At 64.4% G+C, this 22,056-nt stretch carries 24 protein-coding genes; 16 read left to right on the top strand and 8 right to left on the bottom strand.

The window, feature by feature from the left end; translation table 11 throughout:
* Window positions 1-23: 23 nt before the first annotated feature.
* Window positions 24-1,946, top strand: coding sequence for a molecular chaperone HtpG (htpG, locus tag ACEN9H_RS07910; RefSeq protein WP_056137222.1), 1,923 nt, complete (start codon window positions 24-26; stop codon window positions 1,944-1,946).
* 51 nt (window positions 1,947-1,997) lie between these two features.
* On the opposite strand, the gene ACEN9H_RS07915 is transcribed toward htpG, so the two are convergent.
* The 4 genes from ACEN9H_RS07915 to kynU are packed head-to-tail and all read right to left on the bottom strand — an operon-like array spanning window position 1,998 to window position 5,843.
* A complete protein-coding gene (locus ACEN9H_RS07915) occupies window positions 1,998-3,113 on the bottom strand; it encodes an acyltransferase family protein (protein WP_413674324.1) in 1,116 nt (371 codons plus the stop codon).
* Between the two features lie 14 nt (window positions 3,114-3,127).
* Entirely contained in the window at window positions 3,128-3,673 is a 546-nt protein-coding gene (locus ACEN9H_RS07920) for an RBBP9/YdeN family alpha/beta hydrolase (RefSeq protein WP_371768173.1), read from the bottom strand.
* Between the two features lie 46 nt (window positions 3,674-3,719).
* Window positions 3,720-4,517, bottom strand: a complete 798-nt coding sequence (gene kynA / locus ACEN9H_RS07925) for a tryptophan 2,3-dioxygenase (RefSeq protein WP_160410132.1) — start codon at window positions 4,515-4,517, stop codon at window positions 3,720-3,722.
* 51 nt (window positions 4,518-4,568) lie between these two features.
* Complete coding sequence (gene kynU, locus ACEN9H_RS07930) at window positions 4,569-5,843, bottom strand: kynureninase (protein ID WP_413674325.1); 1,275 nt, start codon at window positions 5,841-5,843, stop codon at window positions 4,569-4,571.
* A gap of 508 nt (window positions 5,844-6,351) precedes the next feature.
* Between kynU and flhD the strand changes: the two genes are divergently transcribed.
* The 15 genes from flhD to ACEN9H_RS08005 all read left to right on the top strand — a co-directional run bounded on the left by flhD (window position 6,352) and on the right by ACEN9H_RS08005 (window position 19,116).
* Window positions 6,352-6,669 carry a flagellar transcriptional regulator FlhD gene (gene flhD / locus ACEN9H_RS07935; RefSeq protein WP_036230363.1) on the top strand — a complete coding sequence of 106 codons (318 nt, stop codon included), beginning with the start codon at window positions 6,352-6,354 and terminating at the stop codon, window positions 6,667-6,669.
* 159 nt (window positions 6,670-6,828) lie between these two features.
* Entirely contained in the window at window positions 6,829-7,377 is a 549-nt protein-coding gene (flhC, locus tag ACEN9H_RS07940; RefSeq protein ID WP_259447566.1) for a flagellar transcriptional regulator FlhC, read from the top strand.
* A gap of 20 nt (window positions 7,378-7,397) precedes the next feature.
* Window positions 7,398-8,183 (top strand): class I SAM-dependent methyltransferase, encoded by a 786-nt coding sequence (locus tag ACEN9H_RS07945; RefSeq protein WP_413674326.1) that lies wholly within the window; start codon window positions 7,398-7,400, stop codon window positions 8,181-8,183.
* A 134-nt stretch (window positions 8,184-8,317) separates the two neighbouring features.
* Complete coding sequence (motA, locus tag ACEN9H_RS07950; protein WP_056137229.1) at window positions 8,318-9,178, top strand: flagellar motor stator protein MotA; 861 nt, start codon at window positions 8,318-8,320, stop codon at window positions 9,176-9,178.
* Window positions 9,179-9,214: 36 nt separating this feature from the next.
* Window positions 9,215-10,186 (top strand): flagellar motor protein MotB, encoded by a 972-nt coding sequence (motB, locus tag ACEN9H_RS07955; protein WP_413674327.1) that lies wholly within the window; start codon window positions 9,215-9,217, stop codon window positions 10,184-10,186.
* A 25-nt stretch (window positions 10,187-10,211) separates the two neighbouring features.
* Window positions 10,212-10,763 carry a hypothetical protein gene (locus tag ACEN9H_RS07960; RefSeq protein ID WP_056137231.1) on the top strand — a complete coding sequence of 184 codons (552 nt, stop codon included), beginning with the start codon at window positions 10,212-10,214 and terminating at the stop codon, window positions 10,761-10,763.
* 145 nt (window positions 10,764-10,908) lie between these two features.
* Complete coding sequence (locus tag ACEN9H_RS07965; RefSeq protein WP_036230353.1) at window positions 10,909-11,274, top strand: response regulator; 366 nt, start codon at window positions 10,909-10,911, stop codon at window positions 11,272-11,274.
* A gap of 36 nt (window positions 11,275-11,310) precedes the next feature.
* A complete protein-coding gene (cheA, locus tag ACEN9H_RS07970) occupies window positions 11,311-13,488 on the top strand; it encodes a chemotaxis protein CheA (protein WP_413674328.1) in 2,178 nt (725 codons plus the stop codon).
* A gap of 35 nt (window positions 13,489-13,523) precedes the next feature.
* Window positions 13,524-14,021 (top strand): chemotaxis protein CheW, encoded by a 498-nt coding sequence (locus tag ACEN9H_RS07975; RefSeq protein ID WP_036230347.1) that lies wholly within the window; start codon window positions 13,524-13,526, stop codon window positions 14,019-14,021.
* Window positions 14,022-14,097: 76 nt separating this feature from the next.
* Window positions 14,098-14,955: a CheR family methyltransferase gene (locus ACEN9H_RS07980; RefSeq protein ID WP_413674329.1), complete on the top strand. Its 858-nt coding sequence runs from the start codon at window positions 14,098-14,100 to the stop codon at window positions 14,953-14,955.
* Between the two features lie 17 nt (window positions 14,956-14,972).
* Window positions 14,973-15,572, top strand: coding sequence for a chemoreceptor glutamine deamidase CheD (gene cheD, locus ACEN9H_RS07985; protein ID WP_056137233.1), 600 nt, complete (start codon window positions 14,973-14,975; stop codon window positions 15,570-15,572).
* A gap of 17 nt (window positions 15,573-15,589) precedes the next feature.
* On the top strand, window positions 15,590-16,663 hold the full coding sequence (locus ACEN9H_RS07990; protein ID WP_413674330.1) for a protein-glutamate methylesterase/protein-glutamine glutaminase: 1,074 nt from the start codon (window positions 15,590-15,592) through the stop codon (window positions 16,661-16,663).
* Between the two features lie 156 nt (window positions 16,664-16,819).
* A complete protein-coding gene (gene cheY / locus ACEN9H_RS07995) occupies window positions 16,820-17,215 on the top strand; it encodes a chemotaxis response regulator CheY (protein WP_036230336.1) in 396 nt (131 codons plus the stop codon).
* Window positions 17,216-17,848 (top strand): protein phosphatase CheZ, encoded by a 633-nt coding sequence (cheZ, locus tag ACEN9H_RS08000; protein ID WP_371764500.1) that lies wholly within the window; start codon window positions 17,216-17,218, stop codon window positions 17,846-17,848.
* A gap of 59 nt (window positions 17,849-17,907) precedes the next feature.
* On the top strand, window positions 17,908-19,116 hold the full coding sequence (locus tag ACEN9H_RS08005; protein ID WP_413674331.1) for an EAL and HDOD domain-containing protein: 1,209 nt from the start codon (window positions 17,908-17,910) through the stop codon (window positions 19,114-19,116).
* Between the two features lie 27 nt (window positions 19,117-19,143).
* Here the strand turns inward: ACEN9H_RS08005 and ACEN9H_RS08010 are convergent, their stop codons facing one another.
* The 4 genes from ACEN9H_RS08010 to ACEN9H_RS08025 all read right to left on the bottom strand — a co-directional run bounded on the left by ACEN9H_RS08010 (window position 19,144) and on the right by ACEN9H_RS08025 (window position 21,993).
* The gene (locus ACEN9H_RS08010) at window positions 19,144-19,899 is read right to left on the bottom strand and encodes a flagellar brake protein (protein WP_413674332.1); all 756 of its coding nucleotides are present in this window, start codon (window positions 19,897-19,899) and stop codon (window positions 19,144-19,146) included.
* Window positions 19,900-20,007: 108 nt separating this feature from the next.
* Complete coding sequence (gene panC / locus ACEN9H_RS08015) at window positions 20,008-20,847, bottom strand: pantoate--beta-alanine ligase (RefSeq protein ID WP_056137237.1); 840 nt, start codon at window positions 20,845-20,847, stop codon at window positions 20,008-20,010.
* Between the two features lie 21 nt (window positions 20,848-20,868).
* On the bottom strand, window positions 20,869-21,750 hold the full coding sequence (locus ACEN9H_RS08020; protein ID WP_371764503.1) for a segregation and condensation protein A: 882 nt from the start codon (window positions 21,748-21,750) through the stop codon (window positions 20,869-20,871).
* Between the two features lie 45 nt (window positions 21,751-21,795).
* Window positions 21,796-21,993: a DUF3460 family protein gene (locus ACEN9H_RS08025; RefSeq protein ID WP_056137239.1), complete on the bottom strand. Its 198-nt coding sequence runs from the start codon at window positions 21,991-21,993 to the stop codon at window positions 21,796-21,798.
* Window positions 21,994-22,056: the final 63 nt, after the last annotated feature.

The following is a 22,056-nucleotide window of genomic DNA, read 5'->3' on the forward strand; positions in this document are numbered from 1 at the left end:
TGTTAGTCACGAGGATATAAAAGATGGCTGTCGCCGAAAAAGAAACCCTTGGGTTCCAAGCAGAAGTCAAACAGCTGCTGCAACTGATGATCCACTCCTTGTATTCGAACAAGGAGATTTTCCTTCGAGAACTGATTTCCAATGCGTCCGACGCGGCCGACAAGCTGCGTTTCGAGGCCATCAACAACGACAGCCTGTACGGCAACGACCATGAACTGAAGATCAAGGTCCTGTTCGACAAGGATGCGAAGACCGTCACCATTTCCGACAACGGCATCGGCATGAGCCGCGACGAAGTGATCTCGCACCTGGGCACGATCGCCAAGTCGGGCACGAAGGAATTCTTCAGCAGGCTGTCGGGCGACCAGCAGGCCGACGCCGCGCTGATCGGCCAGTTCGGCGTGGGCTTCTACTCGGCCTTCATCGTGGCCGACCGCGTCACCGTCGAGACCCGCCGCGCGGGCGCCGACGCGGCGGACGGCGTCCGTTGGGAATCGACGGGCGAGGGCGACTACACCGTCGAGCAGGTCGAGAAGACCAGCCGCGGCACCGACATCGTCCTGCACCTGCGCGAAGGCGAGGAAGAGCTGCTGTCGTCGTGGAAGCTGAAGTCCATCATCCGCAAGTACTCCGACCACATCTCGCTCCCGATCGAGATGAAGAAGGAAGAGTGGGACGAGGAGAAGAAGGAAACCGTCGTCAAGGACGAATTCGAGACCGTCAACCAGGCGTCCGCGCTGTGGGCCCGCTCGAAGTCGGACATCACCAAAGAGCAGTACGAAGAGTTTTATAAACACGTCTCGCACGACTTCCAGCCGCCGCTCGCCTACACGCACAACCGCGTCGAAGGCCGCAGCGAATATACGCAGCTGCTGTACGTGCCGGGCCACGCCCCGTTCGACCTGTGGGACCGCAACAAGCGCGGCGGCATCAAGCTGTACGTGAAGCGCGTCTTCATCATGGACGACGCCGAACAGCTGATGCCGGTCTACCTGCGCTTCGTGAAGGGCGTGATCGATTCGAACGACCTGCCGCTGAACGTCTCGCGCGAGATCCTGCAGGAATCGCGCGACGTGCGCGTGATCCGCGAAGGCTCGACCAAGCGCGTGCTGGGCATGCTGGAAGAGATGGCCAACAGCGACGAGCAGGAAGGCAAGGACAAGTACGCGACCTTCTGGAAGGAATTCGGCCAGGTGCTGAAGGAAGGCATCGGCGAGGATGCCACCAACAAGGACCGCATCGCCAAGCTGCTGCGCTTCGCGTCGACGCAGACGGATTCCCCGGACCAGACCGTGTCGTTCGCCGACTACATCGGCCGCATGAAGGAAGGCCAGGACAAGATTTACTACGTCACGGCGGATAACTACAACGCCGCGAAGAACAGCCCGCACCTGGAGATCTTCCGCAAGAAGGGCGTCGAAGTGCTGCTGCTGACCGACCGCGTGGACGAGTGGATGCTGTCGTTCCTGAACGACTTCGACGGCAAGGAACTGGTGTCGGTCGCGAAGGGCGGCCTGGACCTGGGCAAGCTCGAGGACGAGGCCGAGAAGAAGGAGCACGAAGAGACCGAGACGCAGTACAAGGATCTCGTCGAGAAGATGAAGGGGGCGCTGGCCGACAAGGCCAAGGACGTGCGCGTCACGTTCCGCCTGACGGATTCGCCGGCCTGCCTCGTGGCGGACGAACACGAACTGTCCGCGAACCTCGTGCGCATGCTGAAGGCGGCCGGCCAGGATGCGCCGGAGTCGAAGCCGATCCTCGAGATCAACCCGAACCATCCGCTCGTCACGCGCCTGAAGTACGAGGACGCCGCGAGCCCGCGTTTCGGCGACTGGGCGCACATCCTGTTCGACCAGGCCATGCTGGCCGAAGGCGGCAGCCTGACGGATCCGGCGGCGTTCGTGAAGCGCCTGAACGAGATGCTGCTGGCGACGGCGGCCAAGTAAGCGCGTCATCATGGAAGCCGGGCACTGCCCGGCTTTTTTTTCGACCTGGATTCAGGTCCGCATACCCAGTCCGCGCGCACCCAGCGACAGGGCGGCAGCAATCGCCCGCCGCAGCACCCGCTGCAGCGCTTCGGTGAGCGGATTCAACGCCAGCGCCACGACGGCGATCGCGGTGCCGATCGCGAGGATCTCGTGCGCCGCCCCGCGCTCGATCGGCAGCAGCGATTGCCACAGCCCGATCACGATTCCATGCGACAGGTAGAGCGTGAACGTATGTCCAGCCACGAAGCGGATCGGTCGCGCCAGCCGCGGCAGGGTGTCGAATTCCGCCTGGCGCGCGCAGGCGAAATTCAGCAGCACGAGCAGCATGACGGCGTAGTCGGCCAGCACGCGGTCGGCGCTGCCCATGCGGATGCCGGCGAAGGGCCACAGGCCGTTGGCGACGTCGCGCAGGTAGGGTTCCGGGTCGAACCAGCCCCACAGGCCGATCAGGACGACGGACAGCATCCAGCCGGCGCGCGCGAGGGCGGGACCGAACGTCAGCCGGCCCTGCAGGCGGTACAGCGCGACGCCGGACAGCCACACGGGCAGCAGCAGCCACAGGCGCGGGCCGACGACCGCCAGCACGGCACCGGCGGCGAGCCAGCGGCGCCGTCCCTTCGTGAAATGGAAGACGCCGAACAGCACGTAATACCAGGCTTCGTAATCGAGCGACCAGTACGGGATCAGCCACGGCGGCCGCTCGACGAAGCTCCATGCGTCGCCCAGGAAGGCGAGGTGGAACGGCACGTACAGCCAGGGGCGGCGCAGCTCGTACGAGTCGTCGATGGGCACGTGCAGCACGTCCTGCACGACCGTCGCCAGGATGAAGGCCAGGGCCAGCACGGGCAGCACGACGGAATACAGGCGCGCCGCCCGCGCCACGACGTAGCTCGGCGCCGTCAGGTTCTTGTGTTCGGCGCTGTACGCGATCACGAAGCCGGACAGCACGAAGAACGCGATGACCGCCTCGCGCCCGAAGTCGGGGATGTGGGCGATCTGGGCGTCGTCGAAGATGCGGAAATAGCCGAAGTGCGCCACCACGACGGCCAGCGCGGCGCAGGCGCGCGCGAGGTCGAGGTAGAGGGAGAAGCGCGCGTCGAGCGCGCCGGCCCGCGCCGGGGTCATCGTGCCGTCCGGCGTTACGGGTTCAGGTCGCGGCAGAATTCGTCGAGCATCGCTTCGCCCTCCGGCCATGGACCGTAGCCGCTGCCGCCGTTGATGTGGCCCGCCGGTCCGATCTCCACCAGCTTGCTGCCCCACGCCTGGGCGAACATGCGCGCGCGGTCCGGGGCCACGTATTCGTCGTTGCTGCTGGCGACGACGATGGACGGGAACGGCAGCTTTGCCAGCGGGATCGGCCTGAAGCCGTTGGCATCGATCGGGTAGGACGCCGCTTCGACGTCGCTCGGCGCGACGAGGAAGGCGCCGGCGATCTTGAGCTTCGATCCGGACTGCGCCCATTGCGCCACCAGCATGCAGGCGAGGCTGTGCGCGACGAGGATCGGCCGGCCCTCGCACTCGGCGATGGCGGCATCCAGTTCGGCCACCCATTCGTCGCGGTCCGGGTTGTTCCAGTCGCGATGCGGCACCCGTGTCCAGGCGGGATATTTACGTTCCCAATGGGTCTGCCAGTGCTGCGGGCCCGAGTTCCACAGGCCGGCCAGGGTCAGGATGTCGCACTTCATGTTCGCTCCAGTGTGGTCTTGCCGGCCATTGTACGATGGCGCGCCGCTACAGCGCCGTGCGCAGCGCGAACAGCTCGGGGAACAGTACGACGTCCAGCATCTTGCGCAGGTAGCTCACGCCCGCCGTGCCGCCCGTGCCGGTCTTGAAGCCGATGATGCGCTCCACCGTCGACACGTGGCGGAAGCGCCAGAACCGGAAGGCCGTCTCCAGGTCCACCAGCTTTTCGGCCAGTTCGTACAGGGCCCAGTGGTGCTCCGGATCGCGGTAGACCTCGAGCCACGCGGCCATCACGCTGTCGTCGTGGACGGTCGGCTGCGTCGGGTCGACGTCCAGCCGGCCTGGCGCGATGGCGAGGCCGGTGCGGGCCAGCAGCCGCACGGCTTCGTCGTAGATCGACGGCGCGTGCAGTTCGCGCTCGAGCAGCGCGTGGTGCTCGGGCGAGGCCTTGTGCACGGCCAGCATGGCGGCATTCTTGTTCCCGAGGATGAATTCCAGCTCGCGGTACTGGAACGACTGGAAGCCCGAGGACGACGCCAGGTAGGGGCGGATCGCGCTGTATTCCGGGGGCGTCATCGTGGCCAGCACGTCCCAGGCGTGCACCAGCTGGTCCATGATGCGCGCCACCCGCGCCAGCATTTTAAAAGCGGGCGGCAGGTCGTCCGCGCGGATGTGGGCGCGCACGGCCTGCAGCTCGTGCAGCATCAGCTTGATCCACAGCTCGCTCGTCTGGTGCTGGACGATGAACAGCATCTCGTTGTGGTTCGGCGACAGCGGGTGCTGGGCCGACAGGATCTGGTCCAGGCCCAGGTAGTCGCCGTAGCTCATGCTGCGGCTGAAATCCATCTGTGCGCCGTGCCACTGCGGGTCTTTTTTATCGGTGTCCACGGTGCCTCCTCAGGTCACGGCGCTGCGCTCGGCGCGGGTGTCGTAGTCGGCGCGGTCGAGGATGTCGCGCAGTATCTCCACGGCGTCCCAGACGTCCGCGAAACTGGTGTACAGCGGCGTGAAGCCGAAGCGCATGATTTCCGGCTCGCGGTAGTCGCCGATGACGCCGCGCGCGATCAGCGCCTGCATCACCGCATACCCGTGCGGATGCGTGAAGCTCACCTGGCTCCCGCGCGCGGCATGCTCGCGCGGCGTGACGAGGCCCAGCGGGTGGGCGGCGCAGCGGCTTTCCGCCAGCGCGATGAACAGGTCCGTCAGCGCCAGCGATTTGGCGCGCAGGGCGGCCATGCTGGTGGCTTCGAAGATCTCCAGCCCGCACTCGACGAGCGCGAGCGACACGACCGGCTGCGTGCCGCACAGCGCGCGTCCGATGCCGTCGGCGGCCTCGAACCCGTGCGCCATGGCGAACGGCGCCGCGTGGCTCCACCAGCCCGTGAGCGGATGGCGGAACGCGGCCTGGTGACGCCTGGGCACCCAGATGAAGGCCGGGGCGCCCGGGCCGCCGTTCAGGTATTTATAGGTGCAGCCCACCGCGAAGTCGGCGTCGGCCCCGTTCAGGTCCACCGGCACGGCGCCGGCCGAGTGGGCGAGGTCCCACAGCACGAGGGCGCCGCAGGCGTGCGCGTGGCGCGTCAGCGCGGCCATGTCGTGCATGCGCCCCGTGCGGTAGTTCACGTGCGTGAGCATCAGCACGGCGCAATCCGCGTCGACGGCCGCTTCCAGTTCCTCGGGCGAGTCGACGAGGTGGATGCGGTAGCCGCGGTCCAGCCAGCGCGCGAGACCGTCCGCCATATAGATATCGGTGGGGAAGTTGCTGCGTTCCGTGACGAGCACCTTGCGGGCCGGGTCGCGGTCCGCCTGGATCGCCAGCGCGGCGGCCAGCGCCTTGAACAGGTTCAGCGACGTCGTGTCCGTGACGACCACTTCGCCGGCCGTGGCGCCGATCAGCGGGGCGAGGCGGTCGCCGAGCCGGCCGGGGAGGGCGAACCAGCCGGCCGTGTTCCAGCTGCGGATCAGTCCCTGGCCCCATTCCTGGCCGACGACGTCGCGCGTGCGGTCGAGCGCGGCGCGCGGGCGGGCGCCCAGAGAATTGCCGTCCAGGTAGATGACGCCCTCGGGCAGGTCAAAACGGTCGCGCAGCGGCGCGGCCGGGTCGGCGGCGTCGAGCGCGAGGCAGGCCGCGCGCGTGGTGACGGCGGCGATGTCATAGGTGGGTAGGTTCATGCGGGAAGTGTAGCCAGTTTTACATCAATCGGGCGCAGAAAAAAATTTTCAAAAATTTTTGGTCCTGGCCCTAAAGTTTCTCTGAAGGCTGACGATAACCGTCTCAGATGACCAGGATTGGATCGAAAAAAAAGTTTGTCGACACCCTAAAGTTCGGCAAAAACGGTCCGATAACGAGTCAGTAGGGTTGCTTGAGGGACAAAAAATATTTTTTGAGGAACCCTAAAGTTCCCGAAACCGTTGACGTAAACCAACACAGCAATACGTTGTTGGCGACGTCGAAGGGCAGGAAATCGCCCCGGTTGCATATCATTCTTCCGGCCCCTTTTCATAGGGGAGCCACCACGATTCGGCAGGGTTTGTCAGACAAACTCCTACGGATCGATCTCGTCTTTGCCGGACGAAAAATACAGACAGTCTCCTATTCTCCAAAAGTTTCCTCACAGTCAGAATCTATCTCACCGGCAACACACAACGCCTCACAGATAGATCAAACGGAGAGATGGAAATGACTGCGAACGACATGATGGCTGAAATTCGTGATGCGAACCTGAGCTACCTGATGCTGGCACAGCAGATGATTCGCGCGGACAAGGTCACCGCAATTTTCCGTCTCGGCATCTCGGCCGACATCGCCGACCTGATCGAAGGCATGAGCAACGCCCAGATCCTGAAACTCGCCGGCGGCAACATGATGCTGGCCCGCTTCCGCTTCGACGACGCCGCGATCCTCGGCATGCTGACGAGCCACAGCAAGGACCGTGCCCTCGCCCAGTCGCACGCCGCCATCCTGATGGCTGGCCAGCCCGCAGAAGAAATCGCCTGACATCGAACACCGCACACCCCCGGCAGAGAACGAAACCGGAGGTCGCACACCCCCGGCAGAGAACGAAGCCGGGGGTCAGAGCGCGAAGTTGCCTTTTTGCGCTCTGACCCCGAATCCAGCCAGCAGCCAGCAAACAGAATCGAAGTCACGGAGAACAGCATGACCAAGAAAAGCGTCGTCTCGGAAGCCCAGGAAATCCAGCTGGCCATCGAACTGATCCAGCTCGGTGCACGCCTCCAACTGCTGGAAAGCGAAGTCTCCCTGTCGCGCGAGCGCCTGATCAAGCTGTACAAGGAACTGAAGGGTGTGTCGCCGCCGAAGGGCATGCTGCCGTTCTCGACCGACTGGTTCCTGACGTGGCAACCGAATATCCACGCTTCGCTGTACATCAACATCTATAAATTCCTGGTCGAGTATGCCGGTGCCACGGGCATCGAGGCCGTGATGAAGGCGTACAAGCTGTACCTGGAACAAATGCCGCCGGCCGCGGGCGAAGAGCCGCTGCTGTCGCTGACCCGCGCCTGGACCCTCGTGCGCTTCTTCCAGGGCAATATGCTCCAACTGGCACCGTGCTCCAAATGCCAGGGTAAATACGTCGTCAACGCCCTCGACCTGAACAACGATTACCAGTGCGGCCTGTGCCACATGCCTTCGCGCGCCGGCAAGACCCGCAAGGCCAAGGACGCCGCCGCACTCGCCGCCGCCTGAGCGGTTTTCCCTCCAGGTCGATGACCCAGCCTGCCTCGCGCCGCGCGTTCGCGGCGCCGTCCGTCCGCGCGCTGCTGGCCCAGGCCGGCGCTTTCCCTCTCACCCTGATCGCCGTCTGGCTGCTCGCCCGTGCGGGCGTACCCGCGCGGTTGCCCATATCGTGGGAGTGTGTCGCCCTCATCCAGGGCGTCTTTGCCGCACTGCTGGCCTGGGGCTTCCGGCTCGCCATCTGGTGGCGGGCCATCGAACTCGTGTTCCCGACCGGCGTGCTGCTGGCGCGCGGCTTCGAGCTGCCGCCGGGCGTGTTCCTCGTGCTGTTCGTGCTGTTCCTTCTAATATATTGGTCGACGTTCCGCACGCAGGTGCCGTACTACCCGTCCGGGCGTGCTGCCCGTGATGCCGTCGCCGGTGTGCTGCCCGCGGACCGTCCGCTCGCGATCGCGGACGTGGGCAGCGGCCTTGGTGGTCTCGTGCTCGACCTGGCGCGGCGCCGTCCCGATTCTCAGGTGGACGGCATCGAACTGGCGCCGCTGCCGTGGTTCGCCAGCCGCCTGCGCGGGAAACTGTCGGGCAGCCGCGCGCGCTTCCTGCGCGCCGACTACGAAACGGTGAATTTTGGTCACTACGATGTCGTGTTCGCCTATCTGTCGCCGGCGGCGATGGCGGGACTGTGGCGCAAGGCGGAGAGCGAAATGCGGCCCGGTAGCATCCTGTTAAGTTACGAATTCGACATTCCCGGAAGAATGCCCGACCGTCGCATTGTGACGACTAACAGTAAGAAAATTCTCTTTCTTTGGCAATTTTGACAGTCGTCCGGGCACTTTTACTTGCCCGTGGGCCATTCTCAAGCTAATCTAGTTCCCTACGTAAATATTTCTCTTTGGATTCATCAACTTGGATCCAATCCGGGCGAACCCCGGAATCACGCATCGGGAGTCCCGTGTTTGTCATTGTTGGTTACGTAATCGTCTGCGCATGCGTCTTCGGCGGCTTTGCCATGGCCGGCGGTCACCTGGCGGCATTGTTCCAGCCGCTCGAACTGCTGATGATCGGCGGCGCGGCTGCCGGTGCGTTCTTCGTCGGTAACACGCCCAAGGCGGTGAAGGCGACGCTGGGCGCGCTGCCCACGCTGTTCAAGGGGTCCAAGTACACGCGCGAGATGTACATGGAGCTGATGTCCCTGCTGTTCGACGTGCTGTCGAAGGTACGCAAGGAAGGCCTGATGTCGATCGAAGGCGACATCGAGAGCCCCGAGCAGAGCCCCGTGTTCTCGAAGTACCCGCTGGTGCTGGCGGACCACCACATTATCGAATTCATCACCGATTACCTGCGATTGATGGTTTCGGGCAACATGGACGCGTTCCAGATCGAGAACCTGATGGACAACGAGATCGAGACCCACCATCATGAAGGTGCGGTCCCGGCGCAATGTATCGCGAAGCTGGGCGACGGCCTGCCGGCGTTCGGTATCGTGGCGGCCGTGATGGGCGTGGTGCACACGATGGAATCCGTGGGCCTGCCGCCGGCCGAGCTGGGCATGCTGATCGCGCACGCGCTGGTCGGTACATTCCTCGGCATCCTGCTGGCCTACGGCTTCGTGGGACCGCTGGCCAGCCTGCTCGAACAGAAGCTGGAAGAATCGAGCAAGATGTTCCAGACCGTGAAGGTGACGCTGCTGGCGAGCCTGAACGGTTACGCGCCGGCGCTGGCCGTCGAATTCGGCCGCAAGGTGCTGTACTCGACCGAGCGCCCGACGTTCGCCGAACTCGAGGACCACATCAAGAAGGCCAAGAGCAAGTAATGGTGCGAGCTAACCACATCGGCGCGGGAGTGCGGCATGGCTGACGAAGGCCAGAAGCCGATCATCGTCAAGCGCGTCAAGAAGGGCGGCCATGGTCACCATGGCGGCGCCTGGAAGATCGCGTACGCCGACTTCGTGACGGCGATGATGGCGTTCTTCCTGCTCATGTGGCTGCTCGGCTCGACGACCAAGGGCGACATGGAAGGCATCGCCAATTACTTCAAGACGCCGTTGAAGGTCGCCATGCAGGGCGGCTCCGGCTCCGGTAACAGCAATTCGATCCTGCAGGGCGGCGGCAAGGACCTGACGCGCCGCAACGGCCAGGTCAAGAACGGCGACATCGAGCCCAACAAGAAATCGATGGACCTGAAGTCCGCGCGCGAAGCCCTCGAGAAGCAGGAGGCGGCGCGCCTGGAAGAGCTCAAGCAACGCATCCAGCAGACGATCGACGCCAATCCGCTGCTGCGCAAATACAAGAACCAGCTGCTGCTCGACGTGACGAGCGAAGGCCTGCGCATCCAGATCGTCGACGAAAAGAACCGCCCCATGTTCGCCTCGGCGAGCGCGCAATTGCAACCGTACACCCGCGACATCCTCGATGTGCTGGGTCTCGTGCTGAACGACGTGCCGAACCGCATCGGCCTGTCGGGGCACACGGATTCCACGCCGTATTCGACGGCCGAAGGGTATACGAACTGGGAATTGTCGGCCGACCGTGCCAACGCGTCGCGACGCGAACTGGTGCATGGAGGCCTGTCCGACGCCAAGATCCTGCGCGTGGTGGGTCTCGGCTCGGCCGTCCACCTCGACCGCGCGGATCCGTTCAACCCGATCAACCGCCGCATCAGCATTCTCGTGATGAACAAGCGTACCGAGAACGCCGTGCTGCACGACGGTACGCCTTTGGACGTGCCGGGCGAGAGCGCCGACGCGGCAGTGAAGGCCGTTGCCGAGGCAACGGGTGGCGGTCTGGCACAGCCGGCGGCAGCGCCGGACGGAAAGAAATAACGGGCGGGGAGTTCTGGAGGATTTTATGACGACAAGAAAAAAGATTCTCGGGTCACACGTCAAGCGCCTCCTGTCGGGTGTCTCCGACCATGGCCGGCGCCACCTGTCCGAAGTCGAGACCGACCTCGTGCAGACGACGCTGTTGCTGGAGGAAGCCGTCGAGAAGCTGACGAGCAGTTTCATGGCGATCCACCACGTGGTCGACTCGCGCCAGGAGGCGATCAACCGCCTGCTGGCGGGCCAGGCGCCGACGGCCGAGGAAAGTGCATGCCTGACTGGCATGTCGGGCGAGATCGCCGGCCACGTGAACGCGGCCGTGACGAGCATGCAGTTCCAGGACATGACGAGCCAGCTGCTGGACCGCACGTTGCGCCGCGTGACCGGCCTGCGCGAGTTCCTGACGACGTTGTCCGAGCATGGCGACGAGATCCTGCCGGAGAGCGACGGCGACGAGATCGTCGAGCGCCTGGGCAAGGTCAGCATGGCGCTGGCGATCCAGTCGCTCGAGCTGCGGAGTATGCTGCGCAAGTCGGTGGAGCAGCGGCATCTCGAAAGCGGCGACGTGGAATTATTTTAACCATGGGGTCAGAGCCCGGTGTCCGGGTTGGGCTCTGACCCCATCTGACTATAAATAAAAGGCCGGGCGACTGGCGCGGATTGAAACCGGGATCAGAGCCCCAAAAGAAAAACCGGTCTCTGACCCCAACAGCAGGAGCATAAAGATGGCAAAAACTATTCTCGCAGTCGACGATTCCAGTTCCCTGCGCCAGATGGTGGCTTTCAGCCTGAAGGCCGCGGGCTACCAGGTGGTGGAAGCCGTCGACGGACAGGATGGCCTGGAAAAGGCGAAGCTTCAGACCGTCGACCTGGTCCTGACCGACCAGAACATGCCGAAGATGGACGGGCTCACCCTCATCAAGTCGCTGCGCGGCCTGCCGGGCTACCAGAAGACGCCGATCCTCATGCTCACGACCGAGTCGTCCGAAGACATGAAGACGAAAGGCCGCGCGGCCGGCGCCAACGGCTGGCTGGTCAAGCCGTTCGACCCGCAGCGCCTGATCGAGGTGGTCAAGAAAGTCATCGGCTGATCGTTTCACGCCGATCGCACCAGACGGAAATTTGACATGACCATCGACATCAGCCAGTTTTACAAGGTCTTTTTCGACGAGGCGGAAGAGCTGCTCGCCGAGAAGGAGCGTCTGCTGCTGGCCGTCGATATCGATTCGCCGGACCCGGAAGACCTGAACGCGATCTTCCGCACCGCCCATTCGATCAAGGGCGGGGCATCGACCTTCGGCCTGACCGACATGAGCGAAGTGACGCACGTGCTCGAGTCCCTGCTGGACCGCATCCGCAAGGGCGAGATGGCGCTCACCAGCCAGCACGTGGACGCCTTCCTGGCCGCCAAGGACATCCTCAAGATGCAGCTCGACGGCCACCGCAATGGCGCGGACGTCGACCAGGAAGCGGTCGCCAACGTGCGCATGATGCTGCACGACCTGTCCGAAGGCGTGATCGTGCCGACGCACCAGCCGACCGTGCCGTCGTTCCTGCACGCGGAACCGAAGCAGCAGGTCGCCGAGGGCGCCCACCGCTACAAGATCGAGCTGCCCGACCTCGCCAAGCGCGACGTCGACGCGCTCGTGGACGAACTCGGCCTGCTGGGCCGCGTGTCCGTCGTGCCGCTCGCAGCGGGACGCACGGCGCTGATCATCATGACGCACGAGAGCCTGGACGACATCATCGCCATCTGCTCCTTCGTGCTCGACCCGAACGACCTCAGGATCTTCGAGGCGCCCCCGCTCACGCCCGAGCAGCGCGCGCGCGAGGCGGCAGAACGCGCCCGCATCGAGGACGAGCAAGGCTACGGTTTCTTCGACCCGACCGATGCGGTGGACGCCACCACGAACGAGCCGTCCGAGGACGAACTCGGCTATGGATTCTTCCAGCCGATCGAGCAGATCCGCCGCGAAGCGGGCATCGTGGCCGAAGCGCTGCCGCCCGTGCCCGTGCGCCCCGAGCCGGTACGCCCGGAACCGCTCGAAGTGACGGAAGCGGCGGCCGAAAAGAAAGCCGCCAAGAAGGCCGCCGAGGGCAGCCACGCGCAGGGATCCGAATCGTCGTCGATCCGCGTGTCGATCGAAAAGGTCGACCAGCTGATCAACCTCGTCGGCGAACTGGTGATCACGCAGGCCATGATCGAGCAGCGCAGCGACGGCCTCGATCCGATGGTGCACCAGCGCCTGCTGGCGTCCGTGTCGCAGCTGACGCGCAATACGCGCGACCTGCAGGAAGCCGTCATGTCGATCCGCATGATGCCGATGGACTTCGTGTTCTCGCGCTTCCCGCGCATGGTGCGCGACCTCGCCGGCAAGCTGGGCAAGAAAGTCGACTTCATCACCAACGGCGCCGCGACGGAACTGGACAAGGGCCTGATCGAACGCATCGTCGATCCGCTCACGCACCTGGTGCGCAACTCGATCGACCACGGCATCGAGCTGCCCGCCGCGCGCATGGCCGCCGGCAAGTCGGAGTCGGGACGCCTGTTCCTGTCCGCCGCTCACCAGGGCGGCAACATCGTGATCGAAGTCGCGGACGACGGCGGCGGCCTGAATCGCGAACGCATCCTGGCCAAGGCCAGGCAGAATGGCCTGCCGGTGTCGGACAACATGAGCGACGCCGACGTCTGGCAACTGATCTTCGCGCCCGGCTTCTCGACGGCGGAAATCGTCACCGACGTGTCGGGCCGCGGCGTCGGCATGGACGTCGTCAAGCGCAATATCCAGGCGCTGGGCGGCACCATCGACATCCGCTCGGCGCGCGGCTTCGGCACGACGATCCTGATCTCGCTGCCGCTGACCCTGGCGATCCTGGACGGCATGTCGATCCGCAGCGGCGACGAGATCTACATCCTGCCGCTGGGCTTCGTCGTGGAGTCCCTGCAGCCGGCGCGCGCCGACGTCAAGGAGATCCACGGCCAGGGCCGCGTGGTGAAGGTGCGCGGCGAATACCTGCCGCTGATCCCGCTGTACCAGATGTTCAACATCGAGCCGCGCATCACCGACCCGTGCGAAGGCATCCTCGTGATCCTCGAGGCGGAAGGGCGCAAGGCCGCGCTGTTCGTCGACGAACTGGTCGGCCAGCAGCAGGTCGTCGTGAAGAACCTGGAAGCGAACTACCGCAAGGTCGCCGGGATCTCGGGCGCCACCATCCTCGGCGATGGCGGCGTGGCGCTGATCCTGGACGTGGGCGCGCTGCTGCGCTCGTCGCGCCAGTTGTCCGACGAATCCGTCATCTCCTGATTTAACCCTTACTTTTGCTCCGATAAGGAACCGACATGTCCACTCAACCGACGAACAAGCCGAACGATGCCCACGACGGCAACGGCAGCGAATACCTGGCCTTCACCCTCGGCTCCGAGGAATACGGCATCGACATCCTGAAGGTGCAGGAGATCCGCGGCTACGAAGCCGTGACCCGCATCGCCAACGCCCCCGAATTCATCAAGGGCGTGATCAACCTGCGCGGCATCATCATCCCGGTGGTCGACATGCGTATCAAGTTCAACCTGGGCACGCCGACCTACGACCAGTTCACCGTCGTGATCATCCTGAACATCGGCGGCCGCATCATGGGCATGGTCGTGGACAGCGTGTCGGACGTGACCACGCTCACGCCGGACCAGATCAAGCCGGCGCCGGAGATGGGCTCCGCCTTCAATTCCGACTACCTGACCGGCCTCGGCACCGTCGACGAGCGCATGCTCATCCTGATCGACATCGACAAGCTGATGTCGTCCAGCGAGATGGGCCTGATGGACCGGTTGGCGGCATAAGACACACAGCGCGGCGCAAGGGACACACCCGGACCGCACGCGGTCCGCAGAACGACAGCAATCCATAGGTTATAACGTGCCGCCCACCAATACCAACAAGCAGGAGACGGGCAAGGAATTCAATTTCACGCGCGCCGACTTCGAGCGCGTGCGGGCCCTGATCTACCAGCGCGCCGGCATCTCCCTGGCCGACAGCAAGCAGGAAATGGTCTACAGCCGTCTCGCGCGCCGCCTGCGCGCGAACGGCATCGCCTCGTTCGCGTCCTACCTCGACGCGCTGGAAGCGGGCCGCATGCCGGCCGAGTGGGAATCGTTCACGAACGCGCTGACGACGAACCTGACGTCGTTCTTCCGCGAGGCGCACCACTTCCCGCTGCTGGCCGAACACGCGCTCAAGGCGCGCGCGAAACACGGCGCGCCGCTCACGATCTGGTGCTCCGCCAGTTCCACGGGCGAGGAGCCGTATTCGATCGCGATGACCGCGTGCGAGGCGTTCGATACCTTGACCCCGCCGGTCCAGATCATCGCCACCGACATCGATACGAACGTGCTGGCCACGGCCAGCGCCGGCGTCTATCCGCTCGAACGCGTCGACAAGATGGAACAGGCGCGCCTGCGCCGCTTTTTCCTGAAAGGAAAGGGCGCCCAGGAAGGCCTCGTGCGCGTGCGCCCGGAACTGCGCCAGCTGATCACGTTCCGGCAATTGAACCTGCTGGCCGACGGCTGGGACGTCAAGGGCCCGTTCGACGCGATCTTCTGCCGCAACGTGATGATCTACTTCGACAAGGCCACGCAGCGCAAGATCCTGTCGCGCTTCGTGCCCCTGATGAAGCCGGACGCGCTGCTGTTCGCCGGCCACTCCGAGAACTTCCTGTACGTGTCCGACTCGCTGCGCCTGCGCGGCAAGACGGTCTACGAATTGAACCAAGGCTGACGCCCACGACACCGCCCATGGAAACGAACAGCCATTTCGCCACCAACGTCTATTACGACCGCACGTTCGACTGCGACGCGGCCAAGATCCTGCCCGGCGAGTACTACTACACGGGCAAGGACATGCTGATCGTGACGGTGCTCGGCTCGTGCGTGTCGGCGTGCATCCGCGACCGTGTGAAGGGCCTGGGCGGCATGAACCACTTCATGCTGCCGGACGGCGGCGATCCGGGCAACCCCGTCTCGGCCTCGATGCGCTACGGCACGCATGCGATGGAAGTGCTGATCAACGACCTGCTCAAGGCCGGCGCCCGGCGCGAGCACCTGGAAGCGAAGGTGTTCGGCGGCGGCGCCGTGCTGCGCGGCTTTTCCGCGATGAACGTGGGCGAGCGCAATGCCGCGTTCGTCATTCAGTTTCTCAAGACGGAACGGATTCCGGTGCTGGCCGAGGACCTGAACGACATCTATCCGCGCAAGGTGTATTTCTTCCCGCGCACGGGCAAGGTGCTCGTCAAGAAACTGATGCAAACCCATAACGATACGCTGGCGAAGCGCGAGCTCGATTACGCCAGCCGCCTCAAGGTCACGCCCGTCTCCGGCGCCGTCGACCTGTTCTGAAGAGAAAGGCAGAACCAATGACAAAGATCAAAGTGGTGATCGTGGACGATTCCGCGCTGATCCGCAGCGTAATGACCGAGATCGTCAATTCGCAGCCCGACATGGAAGTGGTCGGCGTCGCGCCCGATCCGCTCGTCGCGCGCGAACTGATCAAGCGCACGAACCCGGACGTGCTCACCCTGGACGTCGAGATGCCGAAGATGGACGGCCTCGACTTCCTCGAAAAACTCATGCGCCTGCGCCCGATGCCCGTGCTGATGGTGTCGTCGCTGACGGAGCGCGGTTCCGAGATCACGATGCGCGCGCTGGAGCTGGGCGCCGTCGATTTCGTGACCAAACCCAAGATCTCGATCCAGAGCGGCATGCGCGAATATACCGAACTGATCGCCGACAAGATCCGCGGCGCGTCGCGCGCCCGCATCAAGCCGCGCACCCTGCATGCGGCCACGGCCGGCGCCACGACCCCGCTGCCGCAATTGCGCAGCCCGCTGACGTCGTCGGAAAAGCTGATCATCATCGGCGCCTCGACCGGCGGCACGGAAGCGATCCGCGAATTCCTCATGCAGATGCCGTCGGACTGCCCCGGCATCCTGATCGCCCAGCACATGCCGGAAGGCTTTACGACGTCGTTCGCGCGCCGCCTCGATTCGCTGTGCAAGATCAGCGTCGTCGAGTCCGCCGGCAACGAGCGTGTGCTGCCGGGCCACGCGTACATCGCGCCGGGCCACTCCCATTTGCTGTTGACGCGATCCGGCGCCAACTACATGACGAAGATCGAGCAGAGCGAGCCCGTCAACCGTCACCGTCCCTCCGTGGACGTCCTGTTCCGCTCGGCGGCGCAGGCGGCCGGCAAGAATGCCGTCGGCGTGATCCTGACGGGCATGGGAAAAGACGGCGCACAGGGTATGCTGGAGATGAAGAACGCGGGCGCCTACAATTTCGCCCAGGATGAAGCGTCGTGCGTCGTGTTCGGCATGCCGCGCGAAGCGATCGCCATCGGCGCCGCCCACGAGGTGGCCGCCCTGGGCGCATTGCCGGGCCTCGTGCTTGGCCATCTGGCAACGCATGGAGGCCGGGCGTTGCGCGTTTGATCCGCGTACGGTGCATTCACTGCGGTTTTATCGCCGTAGAGCAACAAAACTGCTATGCTTTAGCCTGTATTCGCAGTGCCGAACCGACCAACCTATACTAGGGGCTTCGTAGTCCTCGAAGCCCATCATCAGAGTTAAGAAACAACGGAGTATTTCATGGCTGATCCTAAGATGCGTTTCCTGGTTGTTGACGATTTTTCGACGATGCGACGCATCGTCAAAAATCTGCTGAAAGAACTGGGTTACGGCAATGTCGACGAGGCAGAAGACGGTGTCCAGGCACTGGCCAAGCTGCGCAGCGAACAGTTCGATTTCGTCGTGTCGGACTGGAACATGCCGAACATGGACGGTCTGACGATGCTGCAGAACATCCGTGCCGATCCCGCACTGGCCAAGCTGCCGGTGCTGATGGTGACCGCCGAAGCCAAGAAGGAAAACATCATCGCGGCGGCGCAAGCCGGCGCCAACGGCTACGTCGTGAAGCCGTTCACCGCGGCCACGCTGGACGAAAAGCTGAACAAGATTTTCGAAAAGATGGAAAAGGCCGCGTAAATGAGCGAGCACATCGCCGACTCGACTTCGCCCGACGAGGTTCTGAGCCGGATCGGGCACATGACCCGCGCATTGCACGAAAGCCTGCGCGGGCTGGGCCTGGACAAGCTGATCGAAAAGGCGGCCAGCGACATCCCCGATGCGCGCGACCGCCTCGATTACGTGGTCCGGCTGTCCGAGCAATCGGCCAAGCGTGTGCTCGACGCGACCGATGCCGCCAATCCACTTCAGGACGGCATCGACGACCGTGCCGCCGAACTCGGCCGTTCGTGGCAGGCCCTGCTGGCTGCCCCGGGCGCCGACGGCGACTGGCGTGCGTTGGCCGAGCGCACGGTCGCGAGCCTGGCCGAATCGCGCGAAGCGGCCAGCGCCACGAAGGCGCATTTGATGGACATCATGATGGCCCAGGACTTCCAGGACCTGACCGGCCAGGTGATCTCGCGTATCACGGGCATCGCCCAGAACCTGGAAAAGCAGCTGGTGCAGGTGCTCGTCGATTTCGCGCCGAGCGAGATCAAGCGCGAGCTCGACAATGGCTTGCTGAACGGTCCGCAGATCAACCCGGAAGGCAATAGCGACATCGTGGCCGACCAGGGCCAGGTTGACGACTTGCTCGACAGCCTGGGCTTCTGATCCCGACGCGGCGGCCTCGAGCCGCCGTTTTTCGTTCCACCCGGCGATCGTTACAAGACATGCACCAGACTCACTTCATCGTCCGTGAACCCCTGCTCGACCCGAAGCAACGTGTGATCGGGTACGAGCTCCGCTGGCAACAGCGCGACGGCCAGCCACTCGGCGACGCCGACCTCGAACGCCTCGTCGCCTTCGTGGCCGAACACGTGGTCGACGAGGAGCAGGGCTGGCTCCTGCGCGACAAGATCCTGTTCCTCGACGCCGTGCCGGCGATGCTGTCGCTGGATGCGCTGCACGCGCTGCCCCCGGAACGCACCGTCCTCTCGCTGCCCGTGCGCGATCTCGCGAATCCTGACACCCGCGCGGCCGTGCAGGCGCTGCGCGCGGGCGGCGTCGGCATCTCGATCCGCGGCGCCGACCTGACCCTGCTGGGCAAGAACCTGTCTCCCTTCGCGTCCTACGCCGAAGTGCGCTTTACCGGCGCCGACGTGGCCGCCCAGGCGCGCGCGTACGCCGCCGCGAAGCAGTCGGCGCTGCGCCTCGTCGGCCGGCCGGTGTCGACGTGGCAGGATTTCGACGCCTGCGCCGCGCTGGGCCTGGATGCCTTCGTCGGCAAGCTGCACCTGACGCCGCGGCCGGGCAATCCCGTCAAGGGCATGAACCCCGCCCAGACCATCATCCTGCAGCTGATGCAGATGGTGCAGAACAACGAGGACGTGCCCAAGATCGAGGCCGTGCTCAAGCGCGATCCGGCACTGATCTATAAACTCCTGCGCTTCATCAATTCGGCCGGCTTCGGCTCCGGCCGCGACATCCAGTCGCTGCGCCAGGCGATCGCGATGCTCGGCTACGCGCCGCTGTACCGCTGGCTCGTCCTGCTACTGGCGACGGCCAGCACGAGCGGCTATTCGCCCGTGCTGATGGAAACGGCGGTCGTGCGTGCGCGCCTGTGCGAACTGCTGGGCCAGACGTATCTGCCGCGCGGCGAGGGCGAGCACCTGTTCGTGGCGGGCATGTTCTCGCTGCTGGACCGCCTGCTGGGGCTGCCGATGAAGGAGGTGCTGGACACGATCCAGCTGCCGGAGCAGGTCGTGCAGGCATTGCTGGGGCGCGATGGCGTATACGGGCCTTATCTCGCGCTGGCCGAGGCGTGCGAGTTGAATTCGGACCTCGTGGCGTCGTTGGCGGCGTCGCTGGATATCAGCCCGCTCGACGTCAACAAGGCGCATTTATCGGCGCTGGCGTGGGCGCAGAACGTCGCAGCGTGAAAAAACGGCCCTGACGGGCCGTTTTGTTTATCTGCGCTTCTGGACCTTGACAACAGCCCGCTCGAGCGTCTGCCGCATCTGCATCGAAATATTCGAAATGCGGCACCCCACCTGCACCTGCTGACCCAGCAGGAAGGTACGGAACGGCCGCAGCAGGCGGATTTCGAGGTCGGCCGAGACGGCCAGCGACGTGCCCAGTTCCAGCTGCACGCCCTCCAGCTTCTTGCCGACGTACAGTTCGAGCGCCTGTTCCGGCGTCGCGCGCAGGCCGACGCCCCCGCGTGAGAAATCGTACAGCGGCATCTCGAACACCTTGCCCAGCAGCGTGAAGCGGGCGCCGTAATTCATGCCGACCGGCGACTCCAGGCGAGGCTCGGCGCGCCGGTTCAGCACGAGGCAGACCTCCGGCAGCGGCAGTTGCACGAGGTCCGGGCGTCCCTCCACGATGGCCCAGCCGGCGTCGAGCTCGAACTGGATCTTCGCATTGCTCCCGAGCGCCGCGACGAACACGGCCTCGCCTTCCGCCAGGACGTCGTTGCCGGCGAGCTCGAGGGTGAACACCTTGTGGTCGGGATCGACGCTGTCGATGCGCGCCATGACGAAGTCCTGGCCGCGCGGGTATACGGTCAAGGGTTCGCCGGTCAGGGCGAGCGTGGTCAACGCGTCGCCGATGTCGAACGGGTCGCGCATGTCATGGGCGCCGGAATCGGGGCGGATCCGGTCCGCGGCGTCCGCCGGTTTGGGCGGGCCCTTGCGCATTTGAAGCATCGAGAGGTCGGTCAAGACGCTACTCCTTCTTTTTACGTGGTGTGGGTAAAAAGCCAAGCCACGAGTCTAACAAGAAGAGTTGCCAATTCCTACAACATATTTGCAACAAAGGAATTTTTAGAGTCAGATCTCAAGATTATCGATCAGACGCGTCGCACCAAGTTTGGCGGCCGTCAGGACGACGAGCGGTGCGCCCGCTTCATATTCCTCGCGGCCCGGCGCCTGCAGGTTCATGCGCTTGCGGATCGACACGTAGTCGGGCTGCCAGCCGCGCGCGGCCAGGCGTTCCATCGCGTCGCGCTCCAGCGCGGCCAGGTCGGCATGGCCGGCGCGGGTCTGTTCCGCCACGTACTGCAGTGTCTGGTACAGGAACGGCGCTTCGGTGCGTTCCGCCGTGCTCAGGTAGCCGTTGCGCGACGACAGCGCCAGGCCATCTTCCGCGCGGAACGTCTCGGCGCCGATGATTTCCGTCGGCAGCGCGAATTGGCGCGCCATGTTACGGACGATCATCAACTGCTGGTAATCCTTCTTGCCGAACACGGCCACGCGCGGCTGCACGCAGGAGAACAGCTTCGTCACGACCGTGCACACGCCGTTGAAGAAGCCGGGGCGGAACTCCCCCTCCAGGATATTGCCCAGGTCGTCGGGCGGCTGCACGCGGTATTCCTGCGGCTCCGGATACAGGTCTCTTTCGGTCGGCGCGAACAGGACGTACACGCCTTCCTTCTCCAGCTTGGCGACGTCCGCTTCGAACGTGCGCGGGTATTTGTCGAAGTCCTCGTTCGGGCCGAACTGCAGGCGGTTGACGAAGATCGAGGCGACGACCGGGTCGCCGTGGCGGCGCGCCAGGCGCATGAGCGACAGATGGCCTTCGTGCAGGTTGCCCATCGTCGGCACGAAGGCGGTGCGCAGTTGTCCGCGCAGCTGGTCGCGCAGTTCGTCAATGGTGGAGATGATTTTCATGGTATCGGATTCGTAATGGCGTCACGCGGGAGAATAGGCGAGCCGCACATAGATGGGGGCGAAAGGTTCGGCCTGGGTTATTTCGATTAAGGTTTCTTTCGCCAGTTCGAGCATGGCGACGAAATGCACGACGACGACTGGCACGCTCGCCTGGCCGCCGAACAGTTCCGAGAACTCGACGAAGCGGGCCGACTGCAAGGTGCGCAGGATGGCCGACATGTGCTCGCGCACGGACAATTCCTCGCGGCCGATGCGGTGGTGCTGGGTCAGCTTGGCGCGGCGCAGCACGTCCATCCAGGCGCGCTGCAGATCGTGCGGGTCGACCTGCGGCCAGACCGGCCCCAGCGCCTGCTCGATGTGCAGCTGCGGGCGCACGAAGTCGCGGCCTTCCTGGGGCAGGGCACCCAACTGCTGGGCTGCGATCTTGATCTGCTCGTAGTCCAGCAGGCGCCGCACCAGTTCCGCACGCGGGTCTTCCGCCTCCTCGACGAGCGTGTCGACGCGCTTTGGCAACAGCATGCGCGACTTGATCTCGATGAGCATTGCGGCCATCAACAGGTATTCCGCCGCCAGCTCCAGGTTGCTCTTGCGGATCTGCTCGACGTATTCCAGGTACTGCAACGTGACCTGGGCCATCGGGATGTCGAGGATATTGAAATTCTGCTTGCGGATCAGGTACAGCAGCAGGTCGAGCGGACCTTCGAACGCATCAAGAAAGATCTCGAGCGCATCGGGCGGGATGTACAGGTCCGTGGGCAGCTGCAGCATCGGCTCGCCGTACAGGCGTGCGATGGCGCTGTCGACGTGGGCGTCGACACTCGCGGTATCGGAAGGGGAGGCCGTGGTGCCGTCGCCCGTGTCGGGATCGGCGCGCCCCCCGGGCGTCGCCTGCTCGGGCACCATCGTCGTCGGCCTGGGAATGATCGAGAGGGCGTCAGACCGGGTAGGTCAGACCTTCGTCTGGTACGGATACGCCTGCTGGCGGAGACGCGACTCGTCGATGCGGCGCTGCTCGTCCAGCGACAGCGGGGCTTTGTCCCACAGCAGCGAGCGGCCGGCCTGCTGGCGCTCTTCCATGCCCGGGGTCTTTTCCTTCAGTTCCTTGATGAACTTGGTGTGCTCGGATTCGTACTGGATGTGTTTCATGGCTTTTCTAGGCAGGTCGTACAAACGGCGGCCTCGCTTATCGAGAGCCGCCGCATCATAAAA

Origin of the sequence: Massilia cellulosiltytica, assembly GCF_047325105.1 — a bacterium.
GTDB lineage: Bacteria > Pseudomonadota > Gammaproteobacteria > Burkholderiales > Burkholderiaceae_D > Telluria > Telluria orientalis.